We start from the raw sequence: 15,778 nt of genomic DNA, 5'->3' as shown, positions 1-15,778 counted from the left end.
TGAACCACCGCCATCGGGGGCAAGCCCCCCCCACATTTTTGAATTGCCGCGTTATTTGAACCGGCGCAAGTACTCGATGTGCTGTCGATGCGCCGTTTCCTGCACCACCGGTGCCAAGCGCACTTTCTCCCCCGGCAGGCACTGCGCCAGCCGCGCCAACGCCAATGGCGTCAACGCCCCCAACCTTGGGTAACCACCAATGGTCTGCCGATCATTGAGCAACACAATCGGCTGCCCATCCGGCGGGACCTGGACCGCGCCCAGGGGGATACCTTCGGAAATCAACGACGGCCCCTGGTATTGCAACGGCGCGCCCAGCAGGCGCATGCCCATGCGGTCGGCGCGGCTGTCGAGGGCCCAGTCGGTATTGAAGGCATCGAACAGGCTCTGGCCGCTGAACTGGCCGATCTGTGCGCCGACGATCACGTCCAGTGGGGCAGCGGATGGCAGATCCGGGTGAGTCAGCACTTTCATCGCCCCCCCAGTGCCGGAATAGGCCAAGCGCCCACCTTCGGCCAATGCCTTGCCCAAACCGTCCACGCCACCCAGTTCTTCACGCACCACCGTCGCACAACTGCCCAGCACATCAGGCGCATCGAACCCGCCCGGCGCCGCCAGGTAAGCCCGCGCGCCCTTGAACGGCTGGGTAAAGCGCAAGCGCTGGCCTTTTTGCAGGATAAAACTGCGCCCAGGGCTGATTGCGCGTTCGTCGATAAAGGCGCCAAGGTCGGCACCGGCCAGGGCCAGCAGGCAGTACTCCTGCGCCTGCACGGTAAACCCGCCCAGGGTGATTTCCACCACCGGCGCATCCAGCGCGTTGCCCAGCAGCCAGTTCGCCCACGACATCGACACCCAGTCCAACGCACCGCCCTGGGTCACGCCCAAGTGGCGCACGCCGAAACGCCCGGCATCCTGCAACAGGCACAGCGGCGTGCTGGCCTCGATCATCAAGCGGCTCATGCCTGCGCCTCCAAAGGCGTGTCATCGCCTCCCAGGTTGATGAACTCCGCATGGCCGACCGCCTCGAAACGCACCGTGTCGCCCGGCTGCATCAGGCTGTAACCGTCACGCTCGCGGTCAAACAGTTTGGCCGGGGTGCGCCCGATCAGGTTCCAGCCACCGGGGGACACCACCGGGTAGGCAGCGGTTTGCCGCTCGGCAATCCCCACGCTGCCGGCCGCCACGCGCTTACGCGGGGTATTGAGGCGCGGCGTGGCGAGGATCTCGTCCACCAGCCCCATAAAGGCGAAACCGGGGGCGAAACCGAGGGCAAACACTTGATAGGTATGGGTGCTGTGGCGGCGAATCACTTCAGCCACCGCCAGCCCGCTGCGCTGGGCCAGCAACGTCAGTTCCGGGCCGACGCTCAGGTCGTACCAGACCGGCAGTACGTGGCAGCGGCCAGCGCCCGAGGCCTGGGGCTGCAAGCCGGTCAGCGCCTGGTCGATCAGTGCCCGTGCCTGGGCCGGGTCCAGCGCGGCGAGGTCGTAATGCACCATCAGGGTGGTGTAGGACGGCACCAGGTCGACCAAGGCACTGCCAAACCCGCTGCGCAGGCGCTGGGTGGCGGCGAGCATCCACGGCATGTTGGCTTCGGCAATCTCATCGAACAGCCGCACCATCAGGCAGTCGATGGCCACCACTTCAATCCGTAGCTTCATGCTGGCTTCAACGCCTGGCGGATACGCTGCACCGCCGCCACCGAACTGGCGTTATCACCGTGGACGCACAAGGTGTTGGCTTGCAGCACCAGCGCACTGCCATCGCTGGCGGTCAGCGCCTCGCCACGGGAGAGGGTCACCGCCTGGTTGACGATGGTCTCGGCATCATGGTGCACCGCGCCCGGCAACTGGCGCGAAACCAGATGGCCCTTGCTGTCATAAGCGCGGTCGGCAAAGGCTTCGAACCACAGGCTCACGCCGAATTCATCAGCCAAGGCCTGGGCCGCGCTGTTGTCGCGCATGGCCAGCACCATCAGCGGCAGGTCGCCGTAAGCGGCCACGGACTGGATCACCGCGCGCAGCTGTGCGGGGTTGGCCATCATGTCGTTGTACATCGCGCCATGGGGTTTCACGTAACTGACGCGACCACCTTGTGCCCGGCAGATCCCATCCAGCGCACCGATCTGGTAGTGCAGCAGGTCCTGGATTTCCTGGGGCGTGTAATTCATGGAGCGTCGCCCGAACCCCTGCAGGTCCTGGTAGGCCGGGTGTGCGCCTATCTTTACGCCGTGCTTGAGCGCCAGGCTGACGGTCTTGCGCATGATGCTCGGGTCGCCGGCATGGAAGCCGCAGGCCACGTTGGCGCAATCGATGAACGGCATGACTTCGGCGTCCAGACCCATCGTCCAGTTGCCAAAACTCTCGCCGATGTCGCAATTCAATAGCAGGCGGCTCACGGGGTCGCTCCTGTAGGCTTTGTTTTTTTGTAGTGTGGGATCTTTTACCAACATCTCGCAACGATGTTGTCCTCAAACCCAACGACGCTTATCGTGGAACGCTTCGATTTTTGGCGCTGGCCCGGTGCGGCGTCCAACTAATAAAAACCGATCCAAGCATAAGAAAAAGTTGATCCCATGAATTTGAAGTTCCTCGAAACCTTCGTCTGGGTGGCCAAGCTCAAGAGTTTCCGCCTGACCGCCGAAAAACTGTTCACCACCCAGGCTTCGATTTCCAGCCGTATTGCCGTGCTGGAAAGCGAGTTGGGGGTCAAGCTGTTCCTGCGCGATTCGCGCGGCGTCAGCCTGACCCCGGAAGGCTTGAAGGTGCTCGATTATGCCGAGCAGATGATGGTGACCATGCAGGGCTTGAAGCAGTCGCTGGAAACCACCAGCAGCAAAGTCGGACGGATTCGCATCGGCGCGATGGACACCGTGATCCACACCTGGCTGAGCCCGTTGGTCGCCGAGTTGATGAACCTGTACCCGCTGGTGGAAATCGAGCTGGTCGCCGATACCGCACTGAATTTAAGCGATCAGCTGCAAAAAGGCTTCCTCGACCTGATCCTGCAAACCGACCTGCTGCGCCTCGAAACCGTCCGCAGCCTGGAATTGGCCAGCCATCCCATGGCCTGGATTGTCGCCAGCCACTCGATCTACAACCGCGATTACGCGTCCCTCGCCGAATTGGCTCAGGAACGCATCATCACCTACTCGAAAAACTCCCATCCGCACCAGGATGTGCTGAGCCTGATGCAGGCCAATGGCGTCGCCGCGCCGCGGATGAATTGTGTTAACTCGGTATCAGCCATCACTCGTTTGCTGCGCGATGGTTTCGGCATTGGCGCGCTGCCGCCGGTGCTGGTGAGTGAGGAACTGGCGAGGGGGGAATTGGTGATGCTGCCGATGGCGCAGAAACTGCCGAACCTGCAGGTGGTGGTGTCGTGGCGGGTCGGGGTGGAACTGGTGGAGGAGATTGTGGGGTTGTGCCAGACCGTCGTTGCCCGCTATGCCGAGGAGGTCGGCGAAGCGCGGATGGTGCTGAGCCATTGAATGAACCGGATACAAATGTGGGAGGGGGCAAGCCCCCTCCCACATTGGATTGAGTGAAGGTTTAGAGGCCTTTCAAATCCCGCTCTTCGATCGGCCGGCTCTGGCGCAGGCGCCGGCCGCCCAGTACCACCCAGTCAATCAGTCGATACAGGCATTCGATGCCGAACGACAACAGCATCGCCCCGCCCAGGCCCCAGCCCATGGCTTCGGGCGTCAACAGGATCTGGTAGCTGTAGCCATTCCAGGTTTCCAGGCGGATATCCGGATCGGCAGCCACCGCCACTTGCAGGGCGCGGATGTACCAGGGGCCTTGCATGGCCTGGAATTGCTTGTCCAGCTCCACCTGGCGATCAAGCATCGCACCCAGGCTGCTGGCGTCGCTCTGGAACACCGGGTCATCGCTGGCGCGGTAATGTGCCACCAGGGCTTGCAGGTCACCGTTGAAGAACTGCTGCGCGGTGGACTCAAACCCGCGCAGGCCGGTCTGGGCCTCGATCAGGTGGGCTTCGACGCGCTTGGCGTAATCGTTGATAAACCCCGGCACTTGCACGCCAACCAACAAGCCAATGGCAAACAGCACCAACCGCAGATAACTGAGCAACATGGTCGATTCCTTATTCGGTAACGCCCTGGCTGACGCATTCACCGCGCCGCCACAGGCTCCATTGGCCCGGCTCGTAGCGGGTCCAGTTTTCGTTGTCGGTCAACGGCTCGGTGGCGATCACCGTCACTACGTCATTAGGGGTGGTTTCGGCCTGGAAATCCACGATCACGTCGACATCTTTCAAGCGGGCCGGGCCAAACGGCGCGCGTCGGGTAATCTGCGCGAGCTTGGTCGAACAGTAGCAAAACAGCCAGTCGCCATCGCTGAGCAGGCAGTTGAACACGCCCTTGCTGCGGTATTCGGCACAGGCGGCGATCAGGTCCGGCAGCATCTGCTCGATGTCCACCGGCTCCGGAAAGGCTTCGCGCACGCGGTTAAGCAGGTCGCAGAACGCCGCTTCGCTGTCGGTGTCGCCGACGGGCCGGTAGAAGGTGGCGCGGGGGTTGAAGTCCGCCAGTTGGCCATTGTGCGCAAAACACCAGTTGCGCCCCCACAGTTCGCGCACGAACGGATGGGTGTTGGCCAGGCTCACCTTGCCGACGTTGGCCTGGCGGATATGGCCGATCACCACTTCGCTCTTGATGGGGTAACGCTGCACCAGCAGCGCGACTTCCGACTCGCTGCTCGCCGCCGGGTCCTGGAACAACCTCAGGCCACGGCCTTCGTAGAAGGCGATGCCCCAGCCGTCGCGGTGCGGGCCGGTGCGCCCACCCCGCTGCATCAGCCCGGTGAAGCTGAACACGATATCGGTGGGGACGTTGGCACTCATGCCCAATAATTCACACATGCCAGGGCTCTCGCTGCAGGGCGGACAACGTTAAAGGCGCGGTTCGACCCGCATGCCACCAGTGGGCGCCGGGCGACGGAAGGGTTCGTCTTCTTCCGGCTCGGCGGCCAACGCGGCATCCGTGGCAGCCTTGCGCTCGCGACGGGCCTTGGCGGCGCGCTCGATAGGCCAGCGGATCAACACGAACACGATGTACAGCCCGAACACGATCATCGTGTACATGAACAGATCGGAGATGGCGCGCCAGGCGTTATTGCCGACCTTGAGCAGCAGGTCCAGGGCCGTGATCGCCACGGCCGGGGCGAACTGGGTCTTGATCGGGTCGACGATGGTGGGGCTGAGTAACAGCACCGCCATCAGTAACTGCAACGGCTCGCGCAGCCAGCGCCAGATCCAGCGGGTCATGCGCCACCACACCAACAGGCAGCCCAAAGCGGCGAAGGCGTAAAGGCCCCAAGCGGTCAGATAGTCGTTCTCGGTCATGGTGTCCATGGCAAGGCTGGCAAAGAGGCGGCTATGATAACGGCTTTTGCGTGTCGCGGCTGCAATGCCGGCCACCGTCCGCCAGATAGAGAATTATCCATGCCTATTTCGACCGCACCGATTGCCCGCAAGGCCCCAGGCCCAGACCCAGACCCATACGCCTGGCTGCAGGAACGTGATAGCAGCGAAGTCCTCGATTACCTCAAGGCCGAGAACGCCTGGCAGGAGGCACAGCTCGCCGACCAGCAGGCGCTGCGCGAGAGCCTGTTCGAAGAAATCAAGGGCCGCATCCAGGAAACCGACTTGTCCCTGCCCTCCCCCTGGGGCCCGTATCTGTATTACACCCGCACCACCGCCGGTGACGAATACGCGCGCCACTACCGCTGCCGCCGCCCGGCCGATGACAGCAACCAAGTGGATGAGAGCAGCGAAGAGCTGCTGCTGGACCCGAACGTGCTGGCCAATGGCGGCTTTTTCTCCCTCGGCGCATTCAGCATCAGCCCCGACCATCAGCGCCTGGCCTACAGCCTCGACACCAGCGGTGAAGAGATCTTCACCCTGTACGTGAAGGAATTGGCGACCGACAAGGTCAGTGAACTGGCGTTCGAAAACTGCGACGGCAGCATGACCTGGGCCAACGACAGCCTCACGCTGTTCTTCGGCGAACTGGACGACACCCATCGCCCGCACAAACTCTATCGCTACCGCCTGGACGGCACGGCGGCGCAGGAAGTGTTCCACGAACCCGACGGACGTTTCTTCCTGCATTGCTACCGCTCCAGTTCCGAGCGCCAGTTGCTGCTGGCCCTGGGCAGCAAGACCACCAGCGAAATCTGGGCACTGGATGCCGACCAGCCGCACCTGGGTTTCACCTGCCTGGCGCCGCGGGTGGAAGACCACGAATACGATGTCGATCACGGCCAGCTGAACGGCCAGTGGACCTGGTTTATCCGCAGCAACCGCGACGGTATCAACTACGCGCTGTTCGTCGCCGCCGACACGGGCACGGTACCCACCGAAACCGACTGGCAGAACCTGATCCCCCACAGCGACGAGGTGATGCTGGACGGCGTCAGCCTGAACGCCAGCGCCATGACCTTGAGCCTGCGCATTGGCGGCCTGCCGGTGATCGAAGTGCACCCTCAGGGCGTGCCGGCCTACCGCGTGGAATTGCCCGACGCGGCTTACAGCCTCTACGTACAGAACAGCCTGGAATTTGCCAGCGACAAGATCCGACTGCGCTATGAAGCCCTGAACCGCCCGGCCCAGGTGCGCCAACTGGAGCTGGCCAGCGGTGCCCAACAGGTGCTCAAGCAAACCCCGGTACTCGGTGTGTTCAATGCCGACGACTACGTCAGCCAACGCCTGTGGGCCACGTCCGCCGACGGCACCCAGGTGCCGATCAGCCTGGTGGTCAAGCGTGACCAGCTTGGCAAGCCCACGCCGTTGTACCTGTATGGCTACGGCGCTTACGGCCAAAGCCTCGACCCGTGGTTCTCCCACGCACGCCTGAGCCTGCTGGACCGTGGCGTGGCGTTTGCCATCGCCCATGTGCGCGGCGGCGGCGAACTGGGCGAAGCCTGGTATCGCAACGGCAAGCAGGAACACAAACAGAACACCTTCAGCGATTTCATCGCCTGCGCCGAACACCTCATTGCCCTGGGCCTGACCACCTCCCGGCAACTGGCGATCAGCGGCGGCAGCGCTGGCGGCCTGTTGATTGGCGCCGTGCTCAACCAGCGTCCGGAGCTGTTCCAGGCGGCCATTGCAGAAGTGCCGTTTGTGGACGTGCTCAACACCATGCTCGACCCGGAACTGCCGCTGACCGTCACCGAGTACGACGAATGGGGCAACCCGCAGGAGCCCGAGGTGTATGCGCGCATCAAGGCGTATGCGCCGTACGAAAACGTGCGTGCCCAGGCCTACCCGCATCTGCTGGTGATTGCCGGTTACAACGACAGCCGCGTGCAGTACTGGGAAGCGGCCAAGTGGGTAGCCAAGCTGCGCGACACCAAGACCGACGACAACCTGCTGCTGCTCAAGACCGAGCTGGGTGCCGGGCACGGGGGCATGAGCGGTCGCTACCAGGGATTACGTGACGTAGCGCTCGAATACGCCTTTGTGTTCAAGGCGCTGGAAGTGATTTAGGAACTTAGCCAGGCGGTCCTGTCTGAACACAGGACCGCCTACCAAATTGATGGACCAAGATTGCAGCTATGTCAGAACCCACCCTGCTGAACCAAGAAATCCGCGACATGCTGATGGACTGCGGCCTGTTCGACCCGCTGCTGCCGGAAGATTTTCATATTGCCGCGGGCTACTTCAACATCAGCAGCATTGCCCGGGACGAAGTGATTTTCCTCGAGGGCGATGCCGGCACCTTCATGTGCATCCTCCACAGCGGCCAGGTGGCGGTGCAGAAAACCAACCACACCGGCGAACGCTTGACCATCGCCACCCTGCGCAGCGGCCGGGCCTTTGGCGAAATGGCGGTGCTCGACGGCGAACGGCGCTCGGCCAGTTGCATCGCGGCCAGCGACTGTGTGCTGCTGAACCTGGGCAAGGACGCGCTGGAAAAAATGCTCAACGAAGCGCCCAGGGTGGCGGCCAAGATCATTCGTGCGATTGCCATCGCCCTGTCCAAGCGCTTGCGCATGGCGGACGGGCAACTGCTGTCGCAACAGTTTTAACCGCCCGGCGTCTTCGGCTTGCTGTCGTTCTGCTGCAAGGCCGGGACGGTCTGGTCCTTGGGCGGCGCCGGCAGCACGATGGGCGCCAGGGGCGGCGAACCGTTGGTTTTAGGCACCACGGGCGGCGTGACCTGCGGGTACAACGTGGGCGTTGGCGTCCCCGGCGCGCCGGGGGTTGGCGCGGGTGCGACCGGTACGGTTTGCAACTCCTGCGCCTGCACCGCACCCAATGTGAGCGCGCCAAGCACAATGACCGTTAGAATGCTGCACTTCATCGATGGCTCCATGGCCTGACCGGAATGTCACAAGGCTACTCCCAACCGCGCAAGAATGCCCTTCCCAATGAGATTTCCATGAAACGTTTCGTTCTGCTCGACACCACTCCGATCCCCGACAACGGCGGTGCCTTGTGCCTGTTCGAATACGGCGAGGATTTCGTCATCAAGATCCAGGGCGGTGACGGTGGCCAGTTGATGAACACGCGCATGCACGGTTCCGAAGACGCCCTGGCGGAAATTCCCTGCCGCAAAGTCGCCGGCCGCCCGGGTTCGCGGGTGTTGATCGGAGGCTTGGGCATGGGGTTTACCCTGGCTTCGGCGCTCAAGCATCTGGGCAAGAGCGCCGAAGTGGTCGTCGCCGAACTGGTGCCCGGTGTGGTGGAGTGGAACCGTGGCCCGCTGGGCGAAAAGTCCGGCCGCCCCTTGCTTGACCCGCGCACGGTGATCCGCCTGGACGACGTGGCCAAGGTGCTGCAGGCCGAACCCCAGGGTTTCGATGCGATCATGCTCGATGTGGACAACGGCCCCGAAGGCCTCACGCAGAAGGCCAACAGCTGGCTGTACTCGGCCGGTGGCCTGGCCGCCTGTGCCAAGGCCCTGCGCCCCAAGGGCGTGCTGGCCGTGTGGTCGGCCAGCGCCGACAAACTGTTCAGCGACAAACTGCGCAAGGCCGGTTTCAAGGCCGAAGAGGTGCAGGTGTTTGCCCACGGCAACAAAGGCACGCGGCACACCATCTGGATTGCGGAAAAGCTCAAGGGCTAATTGCGCCGTGATTAGCTAGAATCAACCTGTCCGTGACCACCCAATAGCCAGGAGCCATGATGAGCTCGACCAACCCGCCCTCCCACACCGCCAAGCTGGACCGCATCCTCGCCGATGCCCAGCGCGACCGGGAAATGGGCTACCGCGACAAAGCCCTGAAAATGTACCCCCACGTGTGCGGCCGCTGCGCCCGCGAATTCGCCGGCAAGCGCCTGAGCGAACTGACCGTGCATCACCGCAACCACAATCATGACGACAACCCCCAGGACGGCTCCAACTGGGAGTTGCTCTGCCTGTACTGTCATGACAACGAGCACTCGCGCTATACCGACCAGCAGTATTTCGGCGAAGGCTCCACCAGCAGCCCGACGATTGCCAAGGCCACGCACAACCCGTTTGCGGCGTTGGCGGGGTTGATGAAGAAGGACGACTGAGGATTTTGTTGCCTGTTCTGGCCTCATCGGGGGCAAGCCCCCTCCCACATTATGATTGTGAACACAGTCAAATGTGAGAGGGGGCTTGCTCCCGATAGCGATCGCCCCAGCACCACGATGCCCCAAGGCCGTATAATCGCGGTTTTTCTCCAAGGCACCTTTCCCCGTGGGCAATAAACGCTACAGCTGCATCGGCCTGTACAACCCCAAATCCCCTGAAAACGTCGGTTCGGTGATGCGCGCCGCCGGCTGCTACGGCGTGGCTTCGGTGTTCTACACCGGCGTGCGTTACGAGCGCGCGCGGGATTTCGTCACCGACACCAAGAAGGTTCATCACGATATCCCGCTGATCGGCATCGATGACCTTAAAAAGATCCTGCCGCTGGGCTGCATTCCTGTCGCGGTGGAACTGGTGGAAGGCGCCCGTCCGCTGCCCGAATACACCCACCCCGACCGCGCGCTGTATATCTTCGGTCCGGAGGACGGCTCGCTGGATAAAGAGATCCGCGACTGGTGCGAAGACGTGGTCTACATTCCGACCACCGGCTGCATGAACCTCGCCGCCACCGTCAACGTGGTGCTCTACGACCGCCTGGCCAAGGGCAACAACACCCGCTCGGGCCCCAAATACTGAAATATCGGGAACATCCGGCGCTGGGGAACAGTCAGCTATTTACACTTGCCTTTGTTGGAGACGGATCATGAGCGACAGCCAAAACCTGCGACCTATCATCGAACATCAGCAGCCCGCAGCCTCCCGCACACAAAACGTGCATGGCTGGGAACGCATCGGCTCGGTGGCCGGTGGAGCGATAATGGCCGGCAAAGGCCTGCGCCGTGGCGGAATCTTCGGGCTGATCCAGGTGGCAATCGGCGGCATGGCGCTGGTCCGTGGCTTCACCGGGCATTGCTCGCTCAAGGACAAGCTGGAGCACGGCCGCCAGGAGATGAACAGCGTACGCACAAAGATCGAGCGGGCGGGCGCGGAGCTGAAAAACCTGAAGACCAAGGCCGAAGTGGCGACTGAGAAGGCCGTTAAAACCACAGGCTGATCTGAAAATGTGGGAGGGGGCTTGCCCCCGATAGCAGAGTGTCAGTCAGCCTATTTCCAGCTGACCCACCGCTATCGGGGGCAAGCCCCCTCCCACATTTTGCTTTGTGCACGGCCTGGGACTCAGCGTAGCAACTTGCTGTCGAGTACCACCGATGACTCGCCGATGATGTTCTCGGCCAACTGCACAAACGCCTTCGTGGTAATGCTGTCGTCGCGCATTACCGCTTGCGCCAGGTCATCCAGCGAGCGCTTGTTGTGGGTTTTCACGCGGATTTCCCGGTCCAGTTCCTGCAACACCACCACCGCCCGTGACACCGTCGCGCCGCTGACGTGCTCCCCGCGCAGGCTGGTCACGTCCTTGCCCTCCCTGGCCAAGCGCGCCTGTATCGCCTGATACCGCTCATCGGTGATACCTCCGGCGCGGCGTACCAGTTCGATGGCGTAGTACTCGGCCAGGCCCTCGCTGATCCAGTCACTGGTGTCGTGGTCATTGAAGCGGGCGATGGCCTGCACCACTTCGCGGATCAACGGGCTGCTGCCGTCTTCGCCGACCAGCGGCGTGCGGCTGTTGAGGTAGATCGAGTCACGCGCGGCAAATGCGCCACGGCGCATCGGATCGCTGGCGCCCACTACCAGCAACTTGGCCGGGTGGCGCGGGAAGGCGGCTTCCACTTGCGGCCAGACGAAGGTCAGCAGCGTCAGCACATCCATGCGCCGCATGCCCTGGCCCTTGGGCGAGCTCACGGTCACATCGGTTTCCCCCAGGCGCATGCGGCGGCTGCCCAGGTTGCCCGCGAGCATCCAGCCAGTGGGGCGGTCGAACAAGCGGGACACGTTGTCGATGCGGAATCTGTTCTTGCCGATGCGCGGCCAGGCGGTCTCGACGCTTTTCCAACCCGGCGGCAGTTCGAACATCAGCCGCGAGACCAGCTCGACGCCGTCCTGTTGATCCAGCCGTGCGGTGGGTACCAGGTCATCGCCACGAAACAGCGCCCAGCCCGGCGTTATCCGCGCCTCGAAGACGCCCGGTTTGTGCCCATGGGTGAGGCGTACGCGGTAGGTCAGGCTGGCCTTGTCGGCGCCAGGTTGCCAAACACCACGAGCACCACTGACCTTCCATCGCCCATCGGCCTTGAAGTCGCTGTAGTGGCCTTCGCCGCCAAGGTCAAAATCCAGGCTGCGCACCGCCGAACCCTGGGACAGGCTCACGCGCACTTCGGCCTGATCGCTCTGGGGCAGGAGTTTGACGTGGTAATCCAGGTCGACTTTCCTGGCGCTCCACGCCGGCATGCTCAGCACCAGCAACAGGGCACAGGTTGCCAGCTTGAATCCCACCCTCATAGGCACTCCTCGTTCAACCCGCGCGGAAGATGAGGTAATCCTCCCAGTCATCCTCTGGCACGCTGCCTTCACTGAGCATGCGCCCGGACTGGGAAATGCGTTCGTGGTGCACGGCGTCGCGGTCGCCGCAGACCAGGTGGTGCCAGAGCGGCAGATCCTTGCGTTCGCTGACCAGGCGGTAGCCGCAGGTGGGCGGCAGCCATTTGAACTGGTCGGCCTGCCCCGGCGTGAGCTGGATACAGTCCGGCACCGACGCGCGACGATTGGGATAGTCAGTGCACTGGCAGGTTTTCAGGTCCAGCAGTTTGCAGGCTATACGCGTGTAATAGACGCTGTTGTCGTCTTCATCCTCAAGCTTTTGCAGGCAGCACAGGCCACAGCCATCGCACAACGACTCCCACTCCTCCTGGTCGAGGTGTTCAAGGGTCTTGCGTATCCAGAAAGGTTCGACTTTGGCGGCCATGGCTCTGCATCAGTATCGGTAGGTGGAAAGGTCGCCAGTCTAGTGCCCAAGCCCCTTGGGGCCAAGCGCTGTCGACTGGCGGTGTAACAACACTTGTCAGTCTAGTGGCAGCGCAGTAGTTTTGAGCGCCTAAATGACGCTCAGGAACTGCTTATGACACGTATTGCCGACTATCCAATCCATACCCAGTTCACCGAACGCTGGTCGCCTCGCGCCTTCACCGGCGAGAGCATCTCCCAGGAAACGTTGCTGAGCTTCTTCGAGGCCGCGCGCTGGGCACCGTCGGCCTACAACTCACAACCATGGCGCTTTCTTTATGCCCGCCGCGATACGCCGGATTGGGAACGTTTCCTGGGCCTGCTGAATGAATTCAACCGGGGCTGGGCGCAGCATGCGTCGGCGCTGGTGATCATCGCCTCGAAAACCGACTTCATCGCCCCCGGCGCCACGGAAGAAACCCCTGCCCTGTGGCACACCTTCGACACTGGCGCCGCGTGGGGCCACCTGGCCCTGCAAGCCAGCATCGACGGCTGGCACACCCACGGCATGGCCGGCTTCGATCAGGAATTGACCCGCAAGGAGCTGAAGATTCCGCAAGGTTATGCACTGCACGCCGCCGTGGCCATCGGCAAGCTGGGGGATAAATCGAGCCTGCCGGAGTACCTGCAGGGCCGCGAGGCGCCGAGCCCGCGCAAGCCGCTGAGCGAGCTGGTCTCGGAAGGTGACTTCACTCTCTGAGTTATGCGCAGAACCCATGTGGGAGGGGGCTTGCCCCCGATTGCGGTGGATCAGCCAACTTATGCATTGACTGACACACTGCTATCGGGGGCAAGCCCCCTCCCACATTTTGTCCGCGCCCGCGTTCGTATCAGTAGCCGCGCTCGAAATCCACTTCGCCGCGCAGGGCTTGTTTAGCCTGGTACGCACGCACGTTCTGCACGAACAGTTCCACCATCATCGACGGCGAGGTCGGCGCCGAGCTGTGCCCTGTCAACAACAAGCCCCACGCCGTCCAGAACGGGTGGCGCTGCGGCAGCGGCTCCTGGCGGCACACGTCGATCACCGCTCCGGCCAGGTGGCCTTCTTTCAGGGCTTCGACCAGGTCGGCATCGACCACCGCCACACCGCGCCCGACGTTGATGAACAATCCGGTCGGCTTGAATTGCTTGAACAGTGCGGCATCGTACAGATCATGGGTTTCGGGCGTGTTGGGCAGCAGGTTGATCACATAATCCACCTCGCCCACGAGTCGGCCCAACTGATCGAGCCCGGCGACTTCGATAAATGGCGCCTGCTCGCGAGCGGTGCTGGCAATGCCGTACAGCTTCACGCCAAACGGCAACAGGAACTGCGCCACGCTCTGGCCAATGTCGCCGGTACCGACCACCAATACCTTGCGCCCCGCCAGGCTCTGGCCCATGCGGTTGTCCCACTTGCGCTCGACCTGGCTGACCAGCCGCGCCAACACTTCACGTTCGTGGCCGAGCAGGTAGGTCAGGACGAATTCGGCCATGACCTGCCCAAAGATGCCGACCGCGCGGGTCAGGCGATAATCACGCGGCAGGCCTTCGGCCAGCAGCGGCGTGATGCCAGCCCAGGTCGATTGCAACCATTGCGGGTGATGGCCCTGGCGCAACAGCGTCGCCAACAGGTCCGGCTGGCCCAGCCACACCGGGCAATCGGCGGCCAGGCGCGAGAGCTCGGCCGAGTCGCCGCTGGTCAGCACCTCGAGGTCCGGCGCGGCTTCGCGAAGCAATTGGGCGTAGAGCGGGTGATCCTGTTCAGCAATCAGAACACGCATGGTTCAAACCTTTCAAAAACAGTGCAGACGGCCGCCCGCATCCTTACGGCCACCGCCAACTCATTACGATTGCGTTGAAAAATGTGCCCGACACCGGGCACCCACCGAACTACATCGGGTCGTTGCGGCGCAGCAGCTCTTCGGGCAAGTGTTCGATGTACTCGTCCTCGGCCGGCGGCATTTGCAGGTGGTAGCCCTGCTTGTCGAGGTTTTCCAGGACCACGGCGATGTCTTCGCGCGACAGCTTGCGCTCCGGTGTCAGCACCATGTCGAATGCATGATGCGGCTTGCCGAAGGCCGCCATCAGCGGCTCTGGCACCCGCTCCAAGGCATCACTTTTGAGGACGTAGAGGTACATGCCGTCTTTTTTCAAGCTGCGATAAATGGAGCAAATACGTTTCAAGGCTGTTCTCCGGCAGTGGCCAGGCTGTCCAGCAGCGCCTGGCCCATCAACTCGCGGCGCCAGCCACGCAGCGAGTCTGGCAATTGGTAAGGCCCATCGGGGTAGCCGCTTTTAACCAGGGCTTCGAGGGTTTTCTTGCGCAGCATCAGTTCCGGCGCCATGTCCAGGCGCTCGGCTTCGGCCTGGCCCAGGGCGCGCAGTTGCTTGATCAGCGCAGCGGCATCGACCGGCAGCGGTTCAGGCACAGCAGGTGGCCATTGGTCCATGGGCACGCTGCCCGCACGCTTGATCAGGTCCAGCAGGAACTGGCCATCCTGACGCACAGTGCGCGGGTGCATGTCTTCGATCTTGCCCAGGGCGGCGAGGTTATCCGGCTGGGATTTGGCCAGGGGCCATAACGAGTGTTCACGGATGATGCGGTTGCGCGGCAGGTCACGGGCACGGGCTTGCTGCTCGCGCCAGGCGCACAGTTCACGCAGTACGGCGAGCTGGGCGCGCGACAGCTTCCAGGCCAGCTTGGCGTCGCGGTACACCTCGTACGGGTCGACTTCGCGACGCAGGTTGGCCACCAGTTCGGCACCGTCTTCCAGTACCCAGGCGTACTTGTCGTCTGACAAACGCGGGCGCAGGCGGATATACACTTCGGCCAAGTGCACGGCGTCTTCGGCGGCATAGCTCACTTGGGTTTCGGACAATGGCCGCTGCAGCCAGTCCGAGCGCGTCTCGCCCTTGGGCAAGTCGATGTCGAGCACCGCTTGCACCAGTCGCGAGTAACCCATGGAGAAACCCAGGTTCAGGTACGCCGCGGCCAACTGCGTGTCGAACAATGGCGCCGGCAGGCTGCCGGTCAGGCGCAGCAGCACTTCCAGGTCTTCGCTGCAGGCGTGTACCACCTTGATCACGCCCGGGTTTTCCAGCAAGGCGGCCAGGGGTGCCCAGTTGTCGATGGTCAGGGGATCGATCAGGTAAGCGCGCACGCCATCACCGATCTGGATCAGCCCGGCAATGGGGTAGAAGGTGTCGACCCGCATGAATTCGGTGTCGAGGGCGACGAATGGCAACTGCTGCCATTGGGCGCAATGCTGGCCGAGGCTATCGTTGTCGCAGATCCAGTGAATATCGATGGCCACACGGCTCTCCCTTGAAGAATGGCGCGCAGTATATATCGCGAAAGGGACTTGCGAGCAT

20 protein-coding genes are annotated in these 15,778 nt (G+C 62.8%); 8 read left to right on the top strand and 12 right to left on the bottom strand.

All coding sequences use genetic code 11. The features are described from left to right. Positions 1–51: 51 nt before the first annotated feature. The 3 genes from C4J94_RS07790 to C4J94_RS07780 are packed head-to-tail and all read right to left on the bottom strand — an operon-like array spanning position 52 to position 2,398. The gene (locus C4J94_RS07790; RefSeq protein ID WP_124385635.1) at positions 52–960 is read right to left on the bottom strand and encodes a biotin-dependent carboxyltransferase family protein; all 909 of its coding nucleotides are present in this window, start codon (positions 958–960) and stop codon (positions 52–54) included. Further along, positions 957–1,661 carry an allophanate hydrolase subunit 1 gene (locus C4J94_RS07785; RefSeq protein ID WP_124385634.1) on the bottom strand — a complete coding sequence of 235 codons (705 nt, stop codon included), beginning with the start codon at positions 1,659–1,661 and terminating at the stop codon, positions 957–959. Before C4J94_RS07785 ends, C4J94_RS07790 begins: the two co-directional genes overlap by 4 nt. Next, the gene (locus C4J94_RS07780) at positions 1,658–2,398 is read right to left on the bottom strand and encodes a 5-oxoprolinase subunit PxpA (protein WP_124385633.1); all 741 of its coding nucleotides are present in this window, start codon (positions 2,396–2,398) and stop codon (positions 1,658–1,660) included. The genes C4J94_RS07785 and C4J94_RS07780 overlap by 4 nt, the downstream gene beginning before the upstream one ends. A gap of 177 nt (positions 2,399–2,575) precedes the next feature. Between C4J94_RS07780 and C4J94_RS07775 the strand changes: the two genes are divergently transcribed. Beyond that, on the top strand, positions 2,576–3,490 hold the full coding sequence (locus C4J94_RS07775) for a LysR family transcriptional regulator (protein WP_124385632.1): 915 nt from the start codon (positions 2,576–2,578) through the stop codon (positions 3,488–3,490). A gap of 61 nt (positions 3,491–3,551) precedes the next feature. On the opposite strand, the gene C4J94_RS07770 is transcribed toward C4J94_RS07775, so the two are convergent. The 3 genes from C4J94_RS07770 to C4J94_RS07760 are packed head-to-tail and all read right to left on the bottom strand — an operon-like array spanning position 3,552 to position 5,439. Continuing rightward, positions 3,552–4,094, bottom strand: coding sequence for a DUF2937 family protein (locus C4J94_RS07770; protein ID WP_124385631.1), 543 nt, complete (start codon positions 4,092–4,094; stop codon positions 3,552–3,554). A gap of 10 nt (positions 4,095–4,104) precedes the next feature. Beyond that, positions 4,105–4,881, bottom strand: a complete 777-nt coding sequence (locus C4J94_RS07765) for a class II glutamine amidotransferase (protein WP_122542814.1) — start codon at positions 4,879–4,881, stop codon at positions 4,105–4,107. Positions 4,882–4,911: 30 nt separating this feature from the next. Then, positions 4,912–5,439 carry an MFS transporter gene (locus C4J94_RS07760; RefSeq protein WP_124385630.1) on the bottom strand — a complete coding sequence of 176 codons (528 nt, stop codon included), beginning with the start codon at positions 5,437–5,439 and terminating at the stop codon, positions 4,912–4,914. A gap of 24 nt (positions 5,440–5,463) precedes the next feature. On the opposite strand from C4J94_RS07760, the gene C4J94_RS07755 reads away from it, so the two are divergent. Further along, positions 5,464–7,512 (top strand): S9 family peptidase, encoded by a 2,049-nt coding sequence (locus C4J94_RS07755; RefSeq protein WP_124385629.1) that lies wholly within the window; start codon positions 5,464–5,466, stop codon positions 7,510–7,512. Between the two features lie 68 nt (positions 7,513–7,580). Further along, positions 7,581–8,054, top strand: a complete 474-nt coding sequence (locus C4J94_RS07750; protein WP_124385628.1) for a cyclic nucleotide-binding domain-containing protein — start codon at positions 7,581–7,583, stop codon at positions 8,052–8,054. Here the strand turns inward: C4J94_RS07750 and C4J94_RS07745 are convergent. Beyond that, entirely contained in the window at positions 8,051–8,329 is a 279-nt protein-coding gene (locus tag C4J94_RS07745; RefSeq protein WP_124385627.1) for a hypothetical protein, read from the bottom strand. The genes C4J94_RS07750 and C4J94_RS07745 overlap by 4 nt on opposite strands. 78 nt (positions 8,330–8,407) lie before the next feature. On the opposite strand from C4J94_RS07745, the gene C4J94_RS07740 reads away from it, so the two are divergent. The 4 genes from C4J94_RS07740 to C4J94_RS07725 all read left to right on the top strand — a co-directional run bounded on the left by C4J94_RS07740 (position 8,408) and on the right by C4J94_RS07725 (position 10,580). Beyond that, complete coding sequence (locus tag C4J94_RS07740) at positions 8,408–9,094, top strand: spermidine synthase (protein ID WP_124385626.1); 687 nt, start codon at positions 8,408–8,410, stop codon at positions 9,092–9,094. 59 nt (positions 9,095–9,153) lie between these two features. Then, positions 9,154–9,528, top strand: a complete 375-nt coding sequence (locus tag C4J94_RS07735) for a YajD family HNH nuclease (RefSeq protein ID WP_003210675.1) — start codon at positions 9,154–9,156, stop codon at positions 9,526–9,528. Between the two features lie 166 nt (positions 9,529–9,694). Further along, positions 9,695–10,162, top strand: coding sequence for an RNA methyltransferase (locus C4J94_RS07730; RefSeq protein WP_016971385.1), 468 nt, complete (start codon positions 9,695–9,697; stop codon positions 10,160–10,162). 67 nt (positions 10,163–10,229) lie between these two features. After that, entirely contained in the window at positions 10,230–10,580 is a 351-nt protein-coding gene (locus tag C4J94_RS07725) for a DUF2892 domain-containing protein (RefSeq protein WP_124385625.1), read from the top strand. A 122-nt stretch (positions 10,581–10,702) separates the two neighbouring features. On the opposite strand, the gene C4J94_RS07720 is transcribed toward C4J94_RS07725, so the two are convergent. Together C4J94_RS07720 and C4J94_RS07715 are read right to left on the bottom strand one after the other, a co-directional pair. Beyond that, positions 10,703–11,923 (bottom strand): hypothetical protein, encoded by a 1,221-nt coding sequence (locus tag C4J94_RS07720; protein WP_124385624.1) that lies wholly within the window; start codon positions 11,921–11,923, stop codon positions 10,703–10,705. 13 nt (positions 11,924–11,936) lie between these two features. After that, positions 11,937–12,386 (bottom strand): YcgN family cysteine cluster protein, encoded by a 450-nt coding sequence (locus C4J94_RS07715; RefSeq protein WP_003172524.1) that lies wholly within the window; start codon positions 12,384–12,386, stop codon positions 11,937–11,939. Between the two features lie 153 nt (positions 12,387–12,539). Here C4J94_RS07715 and C4J94_RS07710 point away from each other — a divergent pair, with 153 nt between their 5' ends. Continuing rightward, positions 12,540–13,124, top strand: coding sequence for a nitroreductase family protein (locus tag C4J94_RS07710; RefSeq protein ID WP_124385623.1), 585 nt, complete (start codon positions 12,540–12,542; stop codon positions 13,122–13,124). A gap of 130 nt (positions 13,125–13,254) precedes the next feature. Here C4J94_RS07710 and C4J94_RS07705 read toward each other — a convergent pair whose 3' ends face one another. The 3 genes from C4J94_RS07705 to rnd form a co-directional block, all read right to left on the bottom strand. Next, entirely contained in the window at positions 13,255–14,187 is a 933-nt protein-coding gene (locus C4J94_RS07705) for a D-2-hydroxyacid dehydrogenase (protein ID WP_124385622.1), read from the bottom strand. Between the two features lie 109 nt (positions 14,188–14,296). Then, the gene (locus tag C4J94_RS07700) at positions 14,297–14,590 is read right to left on the bottom strand and encodes a YcgL domain-containing protein (protein WP_124357485.1); all 294 of its coding nucleotides are present in this window, start codon (positions 14,588–14,590) and stop codon (positions 14,297–14,299) included. Continuing rightward, positions 14,587–15,720, bottom strand: coding sequence for a ribonuclease D (rnd, locus tag C4J94_RS07695; RefSeq protein WP_124385621.1), 1,134 nt, complete (start codon positions 15,718–15,720; stop codon positions 14,587–14,589). Before rnd ends, C4J94_RS07700 begins: the two co-directional genes overlap by 4 nt. Positions 15,721–15,778: the final 58 nt, after the last annotated feature.

The organism is Pseudomonas sp. R5-89-07, assembly GCF_003851685.1.
GTDB lineage: Bacteria > Pseudomonadota > Gammaproteobacteria > Pseudomonadales > Pseudomonadaceae > Aquipseudomonas.
The sequence above is the reverse complement of the archived record's forward strand: the minus strand, read 5'-3'. Positions and strand labels throughout refer to the sequence as shown.